The 15,466-nt window shown below is 65.0% G+C and carries 13 protein-coding genes; all 13 read right to left on the bottom strand.

The window, feature by feature from the left end; translation table 11 throughout:
* Positions 1-36: 36 nt before the first annotated feature.
* The 13 genes from RRF64_RS15140 to motA all read right to left on the bottom strand — a co-directional run bounded on the left by RRF64_RS15140 (position 37) and on the right by motA (position 15,405).
* Positions 37-738: an RNA polymerase sigma factor FliA gene (locus RRF64_RS15140; protein ID WP_323846753.1), complete on the bottom strand. Its 702-nt coding sequence runs from the start codon at positions 736-738 to the stop codon at positions 37-39.
* A gap of 244 nt (positions 739-982) precedes the next feature.
* Positions 983-3,058 carry a flagellar biosynthesis protein FlhA gene (gene flhA / locus RRF64_RS15145; RefSeq protein ID WP_323846971.1) on the bottom strand — a complete coding sequence of 692 codons (2,076 nt, stop codon included), beginning with the start codon at positions 3,056-3,058 and terminating at the stop codon, positions 983-985.
* Between the two features lie 5 nt (positions 3,059-3,063).
* Positions 3,064-4,200: a flagellar biosynthesis protein FlhB gene (gene flhB, locus RRF64_RS15150; RefSeq protein ID WP_323846754.1), complete on the bottom strand. Its 1,137-nt coding sequence runs from the start codon at positions 4,198-4,200 to the stop codon at positions 3,064-3,066.
* A gap of 270 nt (positions 4,201-4,470) precedes the next feature.
* Entirely contained in the window at positions 4,471-5,166 is a 696-nt protein-coding gene (gene cheZ, locus RRF64_RS15155; RefSeq protein WP_323846755.1) for a protein phosphatase CheZ, read from the bottom strand.
* 25 nt (positions 5,167-5,191) lie between these two features.
* Positions 5,192-5,578: a chemotaxis response regulator CheY gene (gene cheY, locus RRF64_RS15160; RefSeq protein WP_323846756.1), complete on the bottom strand. Its 387-nt coding sequence runs from the start codon at positions 5,576-5,578 to the stop codon at positions 5,192-5,194.
* A gap of 26 nt (positions 5,579-5,604) precedes the next feature.
* Positions 5,605-7,356 carry a methyl-accepting chemotaxis protein gene (locus RRF64_RS15165; RefSeq protein ID WP_323846757.1) on the bottom strand — a complete coding sequence of 584 codons (1,752 nt, stop codon included), beginning with the start codon at positions 7,354-7,356 and terminating at the stop codon, positions 5,605-5,607.
* A gap of 43 nt (positions 7,357-7,399) precedes the next feature.
* The gene (locus RRF64_RS15170; RefSeq protein ID WP_323846758.1) at positions 7,400-8,458 is read right to left on the bottom strand and encodes a protein-glutamate methylesterase/protein-glutamine glutaminase; all 1,059 of its coding nucleotides are present in this window, start codon (positions 8,456-8,458) and stop codon (positions 7,400-7,402) included.
* 123 nt (positions 8,459-8,581) lie between these two features.
* The gene (locus RRF64_RS15175; protein WP_323846759.1) at positions 8,582-9,442 is read right to left on the bottom strand and encodes a CheR family methyltransferase; all 861 of its coding nucleotides are present in this window, start codon (positions 9,440-9,442) and stop codon (positions 8,582-8,584) included.
* A gap of 5 nt (positions 9,443-9,447) precedes the next feature.
* Positions 9,448-11,133 (bottom strand): methyl-accepting chemotaxis protein, encoded by a 1,686-nt coding sequence (locus RRF64_RS15180; RefSeq protein WP_323846760.1) that lies wholly within the window; start codon positions 11,131-11,133, stop codon positions 9,448-9,450.
* A gap of 6 nt (positions 11,134-11,139) precedes the next feature.
* Positions 11,140-11,634, bottom strand: coding sequence for a chemotaxis protein CheW (locus RRF64_RS15185; protein WP_323846761.1), 495 nt, complete (start codon positions 11,632-11,634; stop codon positions 11,140-11,142).
* Positions 11,631-13,670: a chemotaxis protein CheA gene (gene cheA, locus RRF64_RS15190; RefSeq protein ID WP_323846762.1), complete on the bottom strand. Its 2,040-nt coding sequence runs from the start codon at positions 13,668-13,670 to the stop codon at positions 11,631-11,633. The genes RRF64_RS15185 and cheA overlap by 4 nt, the downstream gene beginning before the upstream one ends.
* A 2-nt stretch (positions 13,671-13,672) precedes the next feature.
* Positions 13,673-14,533, bottom strand: coding sequence for a flagellar motor protein MotB (gene motB, locus RRF64_RS15195; RefSeq protein ID WP_323846763.1), 861 nt, complete (start codon positions 14,531-14,533; stop codon positions 13,673-13,675).
* Positions 14,534-14,538: 5 nt separating this feature from the next.
* Positions 14,539-15,405, bottom strand: coding sequence for a flagellar motor stator protein MotA (motA, locus tag RRF64_RS15200; protein WP_323846764.1), 867 nt, complete (start codon positions 15,403-15,405; stop codon positions 14,539-14,541).
* Between the last annotated feature and the right edge of the window lie 61 nt (positions 15,406-15,466).

Here is a 15,466-nt window from a genome sequence, read left to right on the forward strand (position 1 = left end):
GCAGGCTCCTACAGGGGAATCTCGTGTTCCGGGTATCTAGTCTGCCGCCAGCTTCGCCCGCAGCCGCTTGACCGCCTGGCTGTGCAACTGACAGACACGGGATTCGGTGACACCGAGCACTGCGCCAATTTCCTTCAGGTTCAGCTCTTCCTGGTAGTAGAGCGCCATCAACAGTTTCTCCCGCTCGGGCAGGGCCTCGATCGCCTCCACCAGCCGCTCGCGCTGCTCCCTGTCCAGCAGGGCTGCGAAGGGCGACAATGGGCCGTCGGCGCCGGCCTCCGGTTCGCCGCTCTCTGCCACCAGCTCTTCATAGGGCAGCAGGTGGCCATTGTTGGTGTCGTTGAGCAGCTGGCGGTACTCCTCCAGCTCCATGCCCATTTCGGCGGCGATTTCGCGCTCGCCGGCGGGGCGCCCTAAGCGCTGTTCCAGCCTGTACAGCTGCTGCTCCACCGCGCGCGCGCTTCGGCGCACGCTACGCGGCAGCCAGTCGCGGGTGCGCAACTCGTCGATCATGGCGCCACGGATGCGCTGGCTGGCAAAAGTGGAAAAACTGGCGCCGGCATTGGGATCAAAGCGCTGCAACGCGTCCAGCAATCCCAGAGTGCCGGCCTGGATCAGGTCGTCCAGGTCTACGCCGGAGGGCAGCTTCACCTGCAGGACCAGCGCCTGGCGCCGGACCGCGGGCAGGTGCTGCTCCAGCAACGCATCCCGATTGATTTTTCCCTGTGCGGTATACATTCGATTCCCCGGGCATTACCTGCTCCCGCATTGGAGCTGTCACCTTTTGTGTCTCGGGTCCCGGTGAGAACAGATACCGGGCGCAATCCATTATTTGCGGTGAGGGAAATTTGTAAGCGGGGAAAAGAAGGCCTTGTTGACGGCTTTTTTGCCGTTAGAGCCCGTTTGGAATCTGCGCGGTACTCCTAGGGCTGAGTAGCGTGCGGAACTGAGGCCGAACCTTGGATGACTCCAAGACAGGACCTCAGGCTGCACCGCCAATCAAGTTGGTGACGCGCAGGTGGCGGTCGTCGGGAATCTCCGCCTGGGAAACCACCGCCAGCTGGCGCAGGCGCCGGCGCAGGAAGTGCGCCAGTAGTGGGCGCAGGCCGTGCGGCACCACCAGTACCGGCGGCTCGCCGGCGGTCTCCTGGCGTTCGAGGGCCGCCGCGGCCTGGGCCATCAGGGTGTCCGCCAGCCCCGGCTCCAGGGCGCCACCGCCGTCCAGGGCCTGGGCCAGAACCTGCTCCAGCCGGCTGTCCAGTCCTATCACCCGCAGCTCGTCCCGACCCGGGAACCATTGATGTGTGATGGCGCGGCCCAGGGCGATGCGCACCCGGGCGGTAAGCTCGTGGGCGTCCTGTTGCTGGCCCTCGCAGTCGGCCAGCGTGTCGAGAATGCTGCGCATGTCGCGGATGGGCACTTCCTCGCCGAGTAGGTTCTGCAATATTCGCTGCAGCACGGTGAGCGACACCACCTTCGGCACTACCTCCTCCACCAGACTCTTGTTGTTGTCTCCGCCCAGCTTGTCGAGCAGCTGCTGCACCTCCTGGCGGCCGAGCATTTCGGCGGCGTGGCGGTGCAGCAGGTGGTTGAAATGAGTGGCCACCACCGTTCCGGCATCCACCACCGTGTAGCCGTATACCTGCGCCTGTTCGCGCTGCTCCGCATCGATCCACACTGCCGGCAGGCCAAAAGCCGGGTCCTCGGTCGCAGTACCGGCCAGCTCCCCTGTCACCTGGCCGGGATTGATTGCCAGCCACTTGCCCGGGAATGCCTCGCCGCGGCCCACCTCGGCGCCCTTCAGGGTCACCACATAGCTGTTGGGACCCAGCTCCAGGTTGTCGCGGATATGCACCACCGGTGGCAGGAAGCCCACCTCGCGGGCGAATTTCCTGCGCACGCTCTTGACGCGTCCCAGCAGTTCCCCCTGCTGGCGCTGATCCACCAAAGGAATCAGGCGATGGCCCACTTCCAGCCCGAGGGTGTCGATCAGCTCCACGTCATCCCAGGTGGCCTCCGGGGCCTCCTGCTGTGTCGGCACCTCCGCCTGCATCTGCTCCTCCGCCAGGCGGTCGTCCTTGCGCCGCCCGATCAGCCAGGCCAGGCCGCCCAGGGCGGCGGTGAACAGCAGGAAGATGAAATTGGGCATGCCCGGCACCAGCCCCAGCAGGCCCATGACGCCGGCGGCGAGGTAGAGCACCTTGGGATTGGTGAGCAGCTGATCAATCATCTGCTGGCCAACGTCCTGGTCGGTGTTGACCCGGGATACGGTGACGCCGGCGGCGGTGGAGATCACCAGCGCCGGTATCTGTGCCACCAGACCGTCGCCGATGGTCAGCAGGGTATAGGTGCGCGCCGCGTCGGCGAAGGACATGTCATGCTGCATGGTGCCGATCAGCAGGCCGCCGATGATATTCACCGCCATGATCACCAGGCCGGCTACGGCGTCGCCGCGCACGAACTTGCTGGCGCCGTCCATGGAACCATAGAAATCCGCCTCCCGGGCCACCTCGGCGCGGCGCTCCCGCGCCGCCTCTTCGCCGATCAGGCCGGCGTTGAGATCGGCGTCAATGGCCATCTGCTTGCCGGGCATGGCGTCGAGCATAAAGCGCGCACCGACCTCGGCGATGCGCCCGGCGCCCTTGGTGATCACCATGAAGTTGATCACCACCAGGATCAGGAAGACCACCAGGCCCACGGCGAAGTTGCCCCCCACCAGGAACTGCCCGAAAGCCTCGATCACCTTGCCGGCGGCGGCGCCGCCCTGGTGGCCCTCCATCAGCACCACCCGCGTGGAGGCCACGTTCAGGGCCAGGCGCAACAGGGTGGTGAACAACAACACCGCGGGGAAGGCGGCGAAGTCCAGTGCAGTCAGGCTGAACATGCTGACCAGCAGTACCATCAGCGACAGGGCGATGTTGAAAGTGAAGAACATGTCGAGGGCGAAGGGTGGCAGCGGCAGAATTAGCATCGCCATGATCAGCAGTATCAGCACCGGCCCCGCCAGCAACTTGCTGTCGGTGTTGCCGAGGCCACCCTTGCCCAGGTACCGGCTCATCGGATTCACGGGGTTACCTCCAAATCTTCAGGGACCGGCAGCTCGGCCGGCGTCTCGGGGAACTCACCGCCGCCGCTGCGGGCGCGGCGCAAGTGCATGGCCCACACCAGCACCTCGGCCACGGCGGTGTACAGCTGGCCGGGAATCTCCCGATCCAGATCCACGTGGCGGTAGAGGGCACGCGCCAGCGGCGGCGCCTCCAGCAGCGGCACTCCACTCTCCGCCCCCAGCTCGCGGATTCGCGCAGCCACGGCATCGACGCCCTTGGCCACCACCCGCGGCGCCGCCATGCTGTACTCGTCGTAGCGCAGGGCAACGGCGTAGTGGGTGGGGTTGGTGACTATCACATCCGCCTCGGGCACCTTGCTCATCATGCGGCCGCGGGCCATAGCCTGCTGCTGTTGGCGGATGCGGCCCTTGAGTTGAGGGTCGCCCTCGGTCTCCTTGTGCTCGCGCCGGATCTCTTCCTTGCTCATGCGCAGTTTTTTGGCGTGGCTCCACAGCTGGTATGGCACGTCGATCAGTATCACCAGCACCAGGGACAGCACCATCAGCGCGCAGGCCTGGGCGGCCAGCTGCAGCGCGCCGACCAGGGCCTGCTCCCGGGGCATGTCCAGCAGCGCCATGAACTCGCCGCGCCTGGCCATCAGGAAGGCGGCTACCACACCCCCCACCAACAGCGACTTGGCGATTGCCTTGGCCAGCTCCGCCAGCGCCTGGGAGGAGAACTGCCGCTTGAGGCCCTTGATCGGATTGAGCTTCGAGAACTGGGGCTTCATAGACTTGGCGGAAATTAGGAAGCCGCCGAGCAGATTAGGGGCCACCAGAGCGATCGCCGCCAGCAACAGGAACAGGGGCACAAGCGCTAAGAGGGTGCGCGCCCCCAAGTCTGCGGCGCTCGCGAGCATTGCGATGCTATCGAACGCCTGCCGGCGCTCGAACAGGAGGGACTGCTCCATGACCAGGCCCACCTGGCCGAACAGTGTCGGCCCCAGCGCCCAGAGCCCGCCGACACCGCCGGCCAGCAGCATGACCGTGGCCAGCTCGCGGGAGCGGGCCACCTGGCCCTCCTCGCGGGCTTTCTGCACGCGCCTGGGCGTGGCCGATTCTGTCTTTTCCTGGTCTTCGGTCTCGTCAGCCATGGCGCACTCGGGGGCGGTTGCTCGGGTGCCGGCCATTGTCAACGAAGACCGTCGAGGCCAAAGGAAGAATTAAGAGGGGATTGCGGGGGCTTTTTCGGGAAAAGCCCCCCGGAGGTTCGGTGGGTCTTAACAGGGTGCCGACAGTTCAGGGGCTTCGAGCGGCCCCGCTATCCGCGGCCATCCGGAAAAAAACTGACCGGTAACTATCTGCCCGATGGCCACCGGCATCGGCGCCTTGCACATTGCCTGCTGTCCACGCCAGTCGCTCGCCTAGAACCCAAGCTCATCGAGCAAATCATCCACCTGGTCCTGGCTGCTGACGACATCGTCGCCCGCGCTGTCGATCTGTGGTCCGTTGATCAGGGATGCCTCCTCGCGCTTGCGGCTGTCGGCGGCGCTGCCGTCCTCCAGGCGCCGCTTGAGGGCCTCGCGCTCCTCGCCCTCGGGCACGCTGTCCAGCAGCACCTGCAGCAGCTGATGCTCCACATCCTGGATCACCTCCATCATCTTCTTGATCACCTGACCGGTCAGGTCCTGGAAGTCCTGGGCCATCATGATCTCCAGCAGTTCCTTGCTGGTCTCACGGGCCATGGCCGGCACCGACTCCAGGTAATTGCGGGTGTCCCTGACCAGCTCGCGGGCCTCGTCCAGCTCCATCGGCTTCTCGAACCAGGCCTGCCACTGTTTGTCGAGGGCCTCGGCGCGCGACTCTAACTCGCCCTGCAGCGGCTGGGCCCTGTCCACCGCATTGAGCGCCCGCTCCGCCGCCTGCTCGGTCATCGAGGCCACATAGTTGAGCCGGGCGCGGGCGTCGGGGATGGCCTTGGCGGCCTTCTCCACTTCTTTGTCCAACCCCAATTCGCGCATACTCTCGCGCAGCGTGCGGGTGAGTTGTCCGATGCGCTGTATCAGGTCGTCGTTGTGAGCGCCTTCCGGGACAGCCGGTTGCCGTGCCTCACCACTCATAGTCACTTCTCCTCATGCCGAGCGGCTACTTTCCCAGCTTCTCGAAAATCTTGTTAAGTTTTTCTTCCAGTGTCGCGGCGGTGAATGGCTTGACAATATAGCCGTTGGCACCGGCCTGGGCGGCCGCCACAATGTTGTCCTTCTTCGCCTCCGCAGTGACCATCAGTACCGGCAGGGCCTTGGTGGACTCATCGGCGCGAATCTGCTTGAGCATGTCGAGGCCATTCAGGTTGGGCATGTTCCAGTCCGACACCACGAACCCGAAGCCCCCGCCGGCGAGCTTGGACAGCCCCTCCTGGCCGTCCTCCGCCTCCTCCACGTTAGTGAAGCCCAACTCCTTCAACAGGCTGCGAACGATGCGGCGCATGGTGGGGAAATCGTCCACCACCAGAATTTTCATACCCTTGTCCATTTTTATACTTCCCACTAGGTCGTCGATTAAAATTCTTCCCACTCGTCTTCGCCGGCGGCCACCGGCGCGCGGCGCAACTCCTCTGCCGGTGCGGCGGACTCGGCCTCGCGCTCTGCGGCACTATTTTCCCGGGACTCTGCGGTGTCGTTGGCCGCAGGGCACTGCACCTCGTCGCGCTGCTGGGTGGCCACCCCGGACCCCGCTTCTACGGAGAGACGGAACACCGCAACCGCTTCCTCCAGGCGCCTGGCCTGCTCCTCCAGAGACGCCGCCGCCGCGGTGGCCTCTTCCACGAGGGCCGCGTTCTGCTGGGTGGTTTCGTCCATTTGGCTGACCGCACGGCTGACCTGCTCGATGCCGCTGCTCTGCTCCTGGGAGGCGGCGGAAATCTCGTCCATGATGTCGGTGACCCGCTTCACCGCGACCACGACCTCCTTCATGGTCTCGCCGGCCTGGGCCACCAGGTCAGCGCCCTCCCCCACTTCGTTGACGGAACTTTCGATCAGCGCCTTTATCTGGCGCGCGGCGTCGGCACTGTTGCCGGCCAGGTTGCGCACTTCTCCGGCCACAACGGCGAAACCACGGCCCTGCTCGCCGGCACGGGCCGCTTCCACCGAGGCGTTGAGGGCGAGGATATTGGTCTGGAAGGCGATGGAGTCGATCATGCCAGTGATCTCCGCCACCTTGCGCGAGCTCTCGGTAATGCCCTGCATCTTCGCGGAGACCTGCTGCATCACCTCGCCGCCGCGGGTCGCTGTACCGGAGGCGTCATTGGCGAGGCCGCTGGCCTGGCGCGCGTTGTCCGCGTTTTGCTTCACCGTGGCAGTGAGCTCTTCCATGCTGGTGGCGGTCTCCTCCAGGGAGGCTGCCTGCTGCTCGGTGCGCGCAGACAGGTCGGTGTTGCCGCGGGCGATTTCCGAGGAACCGGTGAAAATGGAATTGCTGCCTGCGCGCACCTGGATGACGATGCCGCTGAGGCTGTCCTGTACCTCGCGCATGCCATTGAACAGCTTGCCGATTTCGTTGCGCCCGTGGTCACTGATCGGATGGGACAGGTCCGCCTGCGCTATGCGCTGCAGGTTTTCCACCGCCTCGCCGAGGGGCCTGACCACCGCATTGCGCAACAGCAGATAGATGAGCGTCAGAATCAGGACTATGACCGCCAGTACCGCGATGCTGATCCTGCCGTAGTCGTCGTTTCTATCGCGGAAGTCGGCCATGATGGCGGCGCTGTCTTCGCGCGCCCGGTCCAGGTAATCGAGCAGGGCTGAGTTGAGATCGTCGTTGAGGAAGCCAACGTCCTCCTGTACCCCGCGATAGCCCTGCAGGTCCGGTTTGTCCTGCTTCAGCATCTGGTACTGGGACTGCACCTCGCCCAGCAGTTCAGGAAAGGCAGCGGCCAGTTTGTCGAATGCCTGCCACTCGCCCTCCGCCGCCCCGGCGGCCCCGGCTTTCTCCAGGGCCGCGAACTTTTCGCCGGCGCGCGCCAGCAGCGGGCCGGCCTTATCCAGGTAGCTGCCCGCGCTCAGCTTGCGCCCGGCGCCCAGCTCCTCGGCAGCCAGGTCCATCTCGATGCGCCCCTGGTTGAGCAGGGTGATGGCGCGGAAGATATCGTGGAGTTCCTGCACGTTGATCCGGTGCAGGGTGCGGATGGACTCCTCCCCGATCTGGCTGGTGGTTATACGCAGGGCCGCCAGGACCCCCATCAGCAGGGTGCAGCACACCAGCACTCCCGCCACTATGGTGTTGATATTGAGATTCCGGATCAGCTTTGTCATGGGGGGCGTTTCCTCCTCGTCCGTCCTGCAGCAATTCTTGTTTCTATAACCGTTGCGCGCGCCCGGAGGCCGCGGCCAGCGCCAGCATGCGCGGGGCCACGTCCTCCAGCGCCACGATTTCTTCGGCCGCCCCCAGGGCGGCGGCCTCGCGAGGCATGCCATAAACCAGGGACGTCTCCTCGTCTTGGGCCAAGGTCGGCGCTCCGGCCTCGCGCATCGCCAGTAGCCCGGTCGCGCCATCCCTGCCCATGCCGGTGAGCAACACGCCTATGGCGTTGCGACCCGCTTGTTGCGCCGCTGAATGGAAGAGCACGTCCACCGATGGCCGGTGGCGGTTGACCGCCGGCCCCGCGTCCAGCCTCACCAGGTAATTGGCGCCGCTGCGGTCCAGTTTCATGTGGCGGTCGCCGGGAGCAATGTAGGCATGCCCAGGCAGTATCCGCTCGCCGTCCTCCGCCTCCTTGACGCCGATACTGCAGAGCCTGTCGAGTCTCTCGGCGAAGGACCGGGTGAAGCCCGCAGGCATATGCTGGGCGATCAGTATCGCCGGGCTGTTTGCCGGCAGCGGCTCCAGCACCCGGCGGATCGCCTCAGGCCCTCCCGTTGATGCGCCCAGAATCACCAACTTCTCGCTGGACACCATCACCGGTTTGAGTGCCATCGCCACGGCTCGCTGCCGCTCTGCGCGCCGCGGCCGGGCGCGGGCTGCGGCGCGCAGCTTGTCGGAGATCACGGCGCCGTATTCGAGCATGCCGCTCCGGAGACCCATCTCCGGTTTCTGGACAAAATCCACTGCGCCCAGCTCCAGCGCCCGCAGGGTGATCTCAGAGCCGGAGCGGGTCATGGAGGACACCATCACCACCGGCATGGGTCTCAGGCGCATCAAGCGCTCGAGGAAATCCAGGCCATCCATGCGCGGCATTTCCACATCCAGGGTCAACACATCCGGGTTGTGGCGTTTGATCAGGTCACGTGCAACCAGCGGGTCCGGTGCCACGGCCACCACTTCCATATCCGGCTGGCTGTTGATGATTTCGCTCATCAGGCCTCGGATCAGCGCAGAGTCGTCCACGCACAGGACCTTGATTTTTTCCTTTGGCAAGATCGGCTCTCCCTTCTCATCGCTCATTGGCGACGCGTCTCTTTCTATTCATCGGCAGCAGGGCGCGCCGCTTTAGCCGGCGTTTGCAGACGATTTTGCAACGGTCTGACGGATGTCCTTTTCTCACGCCTTGATGTAAACCGTCTGGCCGCGCAGGCGGAAGCGATCGCTGATATGGGAAAAGCTCTCAGAATGGCCGACGAACAACAGGCCGTCGTGTTTCAGCAGGGGCGCGAAACGCTCCAGGATGCGCGCCTGGGTTGCCTTGTCGAAATAAATCATCACGTTGCGACAAAAGATGGCGTCGAAGTACTGAGCTGTCGACCAGTCGCCTCGAACCAGGTTGAGCGGCTCGAAGCGCACCCGCGCGGCCAGTTCTGGGCGCACGCGTACGAAGCCGGCGCGTCTGCCACTGCCCTTGAGGAAAAAGCGCCGGATGCGCTGCTCGTCCAGCTGACGGCGCACCTGCTCCAGCGAGTAGATGCCCCGGCGCGCACGCTGCAGGGCCTCTGTGTCTATATCCGTTGCCAGCACCTGGATATCGGCCCCCTCGCCCATGGACTCCACCAGGGCCATGGCGATGGAATAGGGCTCTTCCCCGGTGGAGGCGCCGGCGCTCCACACGCGCGCCGGTCCGCCGCGCCCGCGAAAGTGTTCGACGAGCAGAGGGAAGTGGTGCGCCTCACGGAAAAAGGACGTGAGATTGGTGGTAAGCGCGTTGGTAAAGGCCTCCCACTCGGGGCCGCCGATGCGGCTTTCCAGTTCCAGCAGGTAGTCGCCAAAGCGGGTCAATCCCCGCTGGCGTACACGCCGACCGATGCGGCTGTACACCATGTCGCGTTTGTGATCGGCAAGCACTATGCCGGCACACTGGCCGATCAGGTCGCGGATGCGGGCGAAATCGCCGTCGGTGAGCTCCAGATCCCGCTGCAGCGGGACGCCCTTGCGGGGCGCGCGGAGGGGGACGGAAACAGTCGAAGTCAAGACGGTCACTCCGCTGTCAGCCTGGCCGGCGCACCGGCTCCGGGAGATGAAAGGCGCCGCGCGCGCTCTGTCTCGCCAGCGCGCAGTTCCTCGCGACCGGCGCCCTGCAAGCGGAATACGGCGACGGCCTGGGCGAGTTGCTCGACACGCGCCTGCAGGGACGCGGAGGCGCGGGCCGAGGACTGGACGCGTTCGGCGTTCTGCCGGGTCACTTCATCCATTTGCGCCACCGCCTGGTTGATCTGGGTGATGCCGGCGCTCTGCTCGGCGGAGGCCGCGGAAATCTCCGCCATGATGTCGCTGACCCGGGCGACGGCATCGACCACCGAGGCAATGGATCCCTCTGCGCGACGCACCAGACCGGCGCCGCTGTCGATCTCCCGTGCAGAGCCGTCAATCAAGCCGCGTATCTCCCGTGCAGCATCGGCGGATCGGCCGGCCAGGTTGCGCACCTCTTGGGCCACCACCGCGAAACCGCGGCCGTGCTCACCGGCGCGGGCCGCCTCCACCGAGGCGTTGAGAGCGAGGATATTGGTCTGGAAGGCGATGCCATCGATGGTTTCGATGATCGCCGCCATCCTTTCCGAACTGGCGGTGATGCGGCCCATGGTTTGCACCACCTGGCCAATGGCGTCACCACTTTCCCGCACCGCGCGGGAGGCGTCTGCGGCCAGACCACTGGCCTGGCGTGCGTTATCCGCGTTTTGCCCGACCGTAGCGGTCATCTCCTCCATACTGGAGGCGGTCTGTTGCAATGAGGCGGCCTGCTGTTCGGAGCGGGACGACAGATCCTCGTTGCCCGCGGCTATCTCGCGCGCCGCCGGGGTGACCACGGCGACACTGCCGTTGACCTCGCCGACGATACTGGCGAGGCTCCGGCGCATGATGTCCAGCGCATGTGCCAGGCGGCCCGCCTCGCTGCGAGCCGACTGCGGCGGCCGTGCGCCCAGGTTACCGGCGGCTATCTGGATGGTGAAGGTCTCGGCGTCGCGCAGCGGCAGCAGCACCGCGCGTCCGGCGGCAAATGCCAGCAGGGCGAGCAATGGTGCACCCAGGGCGAGCAGCACCAGCTGCTCGCCGAGCAGAACCGTTGCGACTTCCCCCGCCGCGGCCGCGTCCAGGACACGCCAGCTAAGGGCACTGCTGCCGGCCAGAAGCAGAACTGCGGCGCCCGCCAGCAACCCCAGGCGCGCCCTGAAGGAGGCGACACTGAGGCGGCGCAGTCTGCCGCGCAGGCCGCGCCGCAGCACTCGTCCCCGGTGGAGGGCCAGGTGGCCGCCGCGGCTCTCGCGCAACGCGCGGTAATCTTCGGCCGCCCGGGCCACGGCATCGCGGTCGGCCTTGAGGCGCACCGACACATAGCCCACCGCGCGGCCTTCCTCGACCACAGGGGTGACGTGGGCATTGACCCAGTAGAAGTCGCCATTCTTGCGCCGGTTCTTGACCAGGCCTATCCATGTCTCCCCATTCTTCAGGGTGTCCCAGAGATTGACAAAGGCCTCCCGCGGCATGTCCGGGTGACGCACCAGGTTGTGGGGCGCGCCGATCAGTTCGTCGCGGCTGTAGCCGCTGACTTCCACGAAGGCGGGGTTGGCGTAGGTGATATTCCCGCGCAGGTCGGTGCGCGAGATCAGGAAGTGATCGTCGCGCAGGGTGTATTCCCGGTCGCTGACCGGCTGATTGTTGCACATGAGCAGCTACTCCCCGGCCTCTTCTACCAGCGCCATCTCCTCGCTGGTAAGCAGCTTTTCGATATTCACCAGCACCAGCATGCGCTCCTCCAGGTTGCCGAGGCCGTCGATGTAGTCCAGCGGCAGGCCGACGCCGAACTCCGGTGCCGGTTTTATCTGCTCACCGCCGAGGGTCATCACATCGGAGACGCGGTCGACGACTATGCCAACAACGCGCCCGGCAATATTGACCACTATCACAACCGTCTGCTCGTCGTACTCGGCCCTGGAGAGGCGGAATTTGATACGCAGGTCCACGATCGGCACTATCACGCCGCGCAGATTGGCCACGCCCTTGATGAAGTCCGGGGCGTTGGCGATGCGGGTAACATTGTCGTAGCCGCGGATTTCCTGCACCTTGAGGATATCGATGGCGTATTCCTCCTCCCCCAGGGAGAAAACCAGGAATTCCCGGTTACCGCCGTCGACGGCGGTGTTATCCATTGCGCTGGCGTTGCTCATGACGGTTCTACCTCCTTTTGGGGTCGGGCCTGCTCGCGCGACCCGAATATGGGGTTTTCTTTCTTGCTGAGGCGGTGCAGGTCGGCAATATCCAGAATCAGCGCCACGCTGCCGTCGCCGAGGATGGTGGCGGCGGACACCCCGGGCACCTTGCGGTAATTGGTTTCCAGATTCTTGACCACCACCTGCTGCTGGCCGATCAGCTCGTCTACCTGCAGGGCGTAGCGGCGCCCCTCGCCCTGTACTATCACGGCAATGGCACTGGTCGGGTCTTCGCTGGCGTCGCGTACATCCATGGCGCGGTGCACGGCCACCAGAGGCAGGTAGTCCTCGCGCACTTTGAGCAACAGGTCGCCGCCAGCCATGGAATAGAGGTCATCCGCGCGCGGCTGCAGGGATTCGATTACCCCGCTCACCGGCAGGATGAAGGTCTCGCCGCCGACGCGGATCGACATGCCGTCGAGAATGGCCAGAGTTAGCGGCAGCACAATACGGGTGGTGGTGCCCTGCCCCGGCTGGGAGAGGATCTCGACATGGCCACCCATGGCCTGGATATTGCGCTTGACCACATCCATGCCCACTCCGCGGCCGGACACGTCGCTGACCTCCTCGGCGGTGGAGAAACCGGGGGCGAAGATCAGCTGCCAGACCTCGTCGTCTGCCATGCTGTCGGATACCGCTAGACCGTTGCCGCGCGCCTTGGAGAGGATTTTGTCGCGGTTCAGGCCACCGCCGTCATCGCTCACCTCGATCAGGATGTTGCCGCCCTGGTGGCGGGCGGACAGGGTCAGGCGGCCGCCGCGCGGCTTGCCGGCGGCCTCGCGGCGCTCCGGCGTCTCTATGCCGTGGTCCAGGCTGTTACGTACCAAATGGGTGAGCGGGTCGATGATGCGCTCGGTGAGGCCCTTGTCCAGTTCGGTGGCCTTGCCCTCGGTAAACAGCTCCACCTCCTTACCCAGCTTACTGGCCAGGTCGCGCACCAGGCGCGGGAAGCGGCTGAACACATAATCCATGGGCACCATGCGTACTGACATCACCGCCTCCTGCAAGTCGCGGGCGGTGCGGGTGAGCAGGTTGAGGCCGTTGAAAAGCTTGCCGTCCTTGAGGTCGCCGGACTCCGTCGCCACCTGGTTGAGCATCGACTGGGTAATGATCAGCTCGCCCACCAGATTGATGATCTGATCCACCTTGGTCACCGGAACGCGAATAGAGGTGGACTCGTTACCGCCTACGGCAGCGGCCTTTGCCGGCACCACAGCCCGGCTCTGTTGCGGTGCCTGTCCGGCTTGCGGTTGTGGATCATTTTTCTCAGCGGTGCTTTCCTCCGCGGCGGGTTCAGCCCGGGCCAGCGGGCGGATCTCCAGCTGTTCCGGCTCGGCGATAAAGCACATCACCGCCTCGATATCGTCGCCGCCCAGCGAAGTGGACAGGGTCACCTCATAGCGGTCGCCGTTGACGGACTGCCGCTCTATCTCGCCAAGCTGGCCGAGTTCCTCGATCAGCAGCTCGCGGTCCTTTTCCGCCACCCCGAGCAAGGCCACCAGGTAGCGGCGGCCGGCGGTGGTTACACTCTCTGGCTCGGCTGCCGACTGCGCCACAGCGGCGGGGATGGATTTCGGTTCTCCGCCGCCCACATCGGCTTCCTCGCCGATTTCCTCCAGGGCAAGCAACCGCAGCGTCTGGCAGATCCGCTCCAGCGCTTCGGGATCCGGCTCGGCACCCCGGCGATAGGCATCCAGTTGGTCGTTTAGCATGTCTTTGGCCTCCAGAAAGATGTCCACTATGTCGCGGCGCAGGGCCAGTTCGCCGCGGCGGGTGTAATCCAGCAGGTTCTCCAGCAGGTGGGTGGTGCGCTGCAGTGCCTCGAAACCGAAGGTGCCGGCCCCCCCCTTGATTGAGTGGGCCGCGCGGAAGATGGCGTTCAGCTGCTCCGCGTCCGGGGTGTCCACGTCCAGCTCCAGGAGGTGTGATTCCATCTCCGCCAGCAGCTCGGCCGCCTCCTCAAAAAAGGTGTCGTAGAATTCCGTAATATCCATCTTCACTCACGCACTGCCTGGAGTACCCGCGGGCGGCCGGAATCCAGAATCCGAGCCACCGCCTGCTCACTGAGCACCGTTAAGGTGATTCGCCGGTTGACCGGGTCGCCGGGAGCGCTGCCCGGCACCGGTACGCGATCGCCCATGCCGATCACGCGCATTAACTTGGCGCTGTCCAGGCCGCCGACTGTCAACTCCCGACGCGAGGCGTTGGCCCTGTCGGCGGACAGTTCCCAGTTGCTATAACCGGCGTCGCCGGCAGCGTAGTTCAGGCTGTCGGTGTGGCCGCTGATAGTCACCCGGTTGGGCAGCTCGTTGAGCAGCGGCGCCAGCGTGCGCAGCAGGTCGCGCATATAGGGCGCAACCTGGTCACTGCCCAGTCGGAACATGGGCCGGCTCTCGGTATCCAGCAGCTGGATGCGCATGCCCTCGGGTGTCATTTCGAACCGCATCTGCTCGTGCAGATCGCGCAGCTCCGGGTCCGCCTTTATCACCGTCTCTATACGGTGGCGCAATTCGAGCAGGCTGCGGCGCACTTCGTCGGGGAGCCGCTGAGTGCGTAGATCCACCCGGGCCCGCTCACCGTCGGCGTGGGCCGGATCCGGGCCACCGCCGGGAATGACGCTGATGCTGGCGCTGTCCCGGTCGCCGTTGCTGAGGGCCACCGCCAACGGGGTGCGGAAGTACTCCGCCAGTCCCTGCAATTCCTGCGGCGAGGCGGTGGAGATCATCCACAGCACCAGAAACAGCGCCATCAGTGCCGTCATCAGGTCCGCCAGTGCTATCTTCCAGCCCCCGCCGTGGTGGCCCTTCTGCCTACTGCGCGGACGCCGAATGACAATTCGGCGTTCGACCTTGCTCACCGGCATCACGCGCGGGACACGCCAGAGCGCACATGGCCCTCGAGCTCGCCGAAAGTGGGCCTCTCGGCGGTATCCAGAGTCTTGCGGCCGAACTCCACCGCCAGCTGCGGTGCGTAGCCGTTGAGGCTGGCCAGCAGGGTGACGCGAATGCACTGCAATATCTTCACCGCCTCCCGCACCTGCCGCTCGATACGGCTGGCCATGGGATTGACGAAGCCGTAGGCGAGGAGAATGCCCAGAAAGGTGCCCACCAGTGCATGGGCGACCATCGCCCCGATTTCAGCGACACCGGATTCCGCCGAGGCCAGTGCCTTCATCACTCCCAGCACTGCGGCGACAATGCCGAAGGCGGGCAGGCCATCTCCCACCTTGAGAAGGGCGTCGACGGGAATGCGGGCCTCGTGCTCGAAAACCTCTATCTCGTGGGTCATCAGCTCGTCCAGCTCCAGCGGGTCCATGCTGCCGCTCACCATCAGGCGCAGGTAATCGGTGACGAACCCCATAATCAATGGGTCGCGGAGGATGCGCGGATGTTCGGAAAAAAGGGTGCTCTCTTCCGGGCTTTCGATATCTTTCTCGATTCCTATGGCACCCTCGCGGCGCATCTTGCTGAGCAGTTTGTACTGCAGCGCCATCAGGTCCATGTAGGTGTCTTTATCGTATTTCGCGGTACGCCTGAGCCTGGACAGGGTGCGCAGGGTGGCCTTGATCGCCTTGCCATTGTTACCGGCGATAAAAGACCCCAGTGCCGCCCCCACAATGATTAATATTTCCATAGGCTGATATAGCGGCCCCAAGTGCCCGCCGGACAGTGAAAAGCCGCCGAACACCGAGAGGGTGACAATAATGAACCCGAGAAATATCAACACCACCGGTGTCCCTCCGCTAATTGCATACGCTGCTTCTAGCGTGTCTATCGGCGGGCCGGCAGCA

This window comes from Microbulbifer magnicolonia, assembly GCF_035117725.1.
GTDB classification, from domain to species: domain Bacteria; phylum Pseudomonadota; class Gammaproteobacteria; order Pseudomonadales; family Cellvibrionaceae; genus Microbulbifer; species Microbulbifer magnicolonia.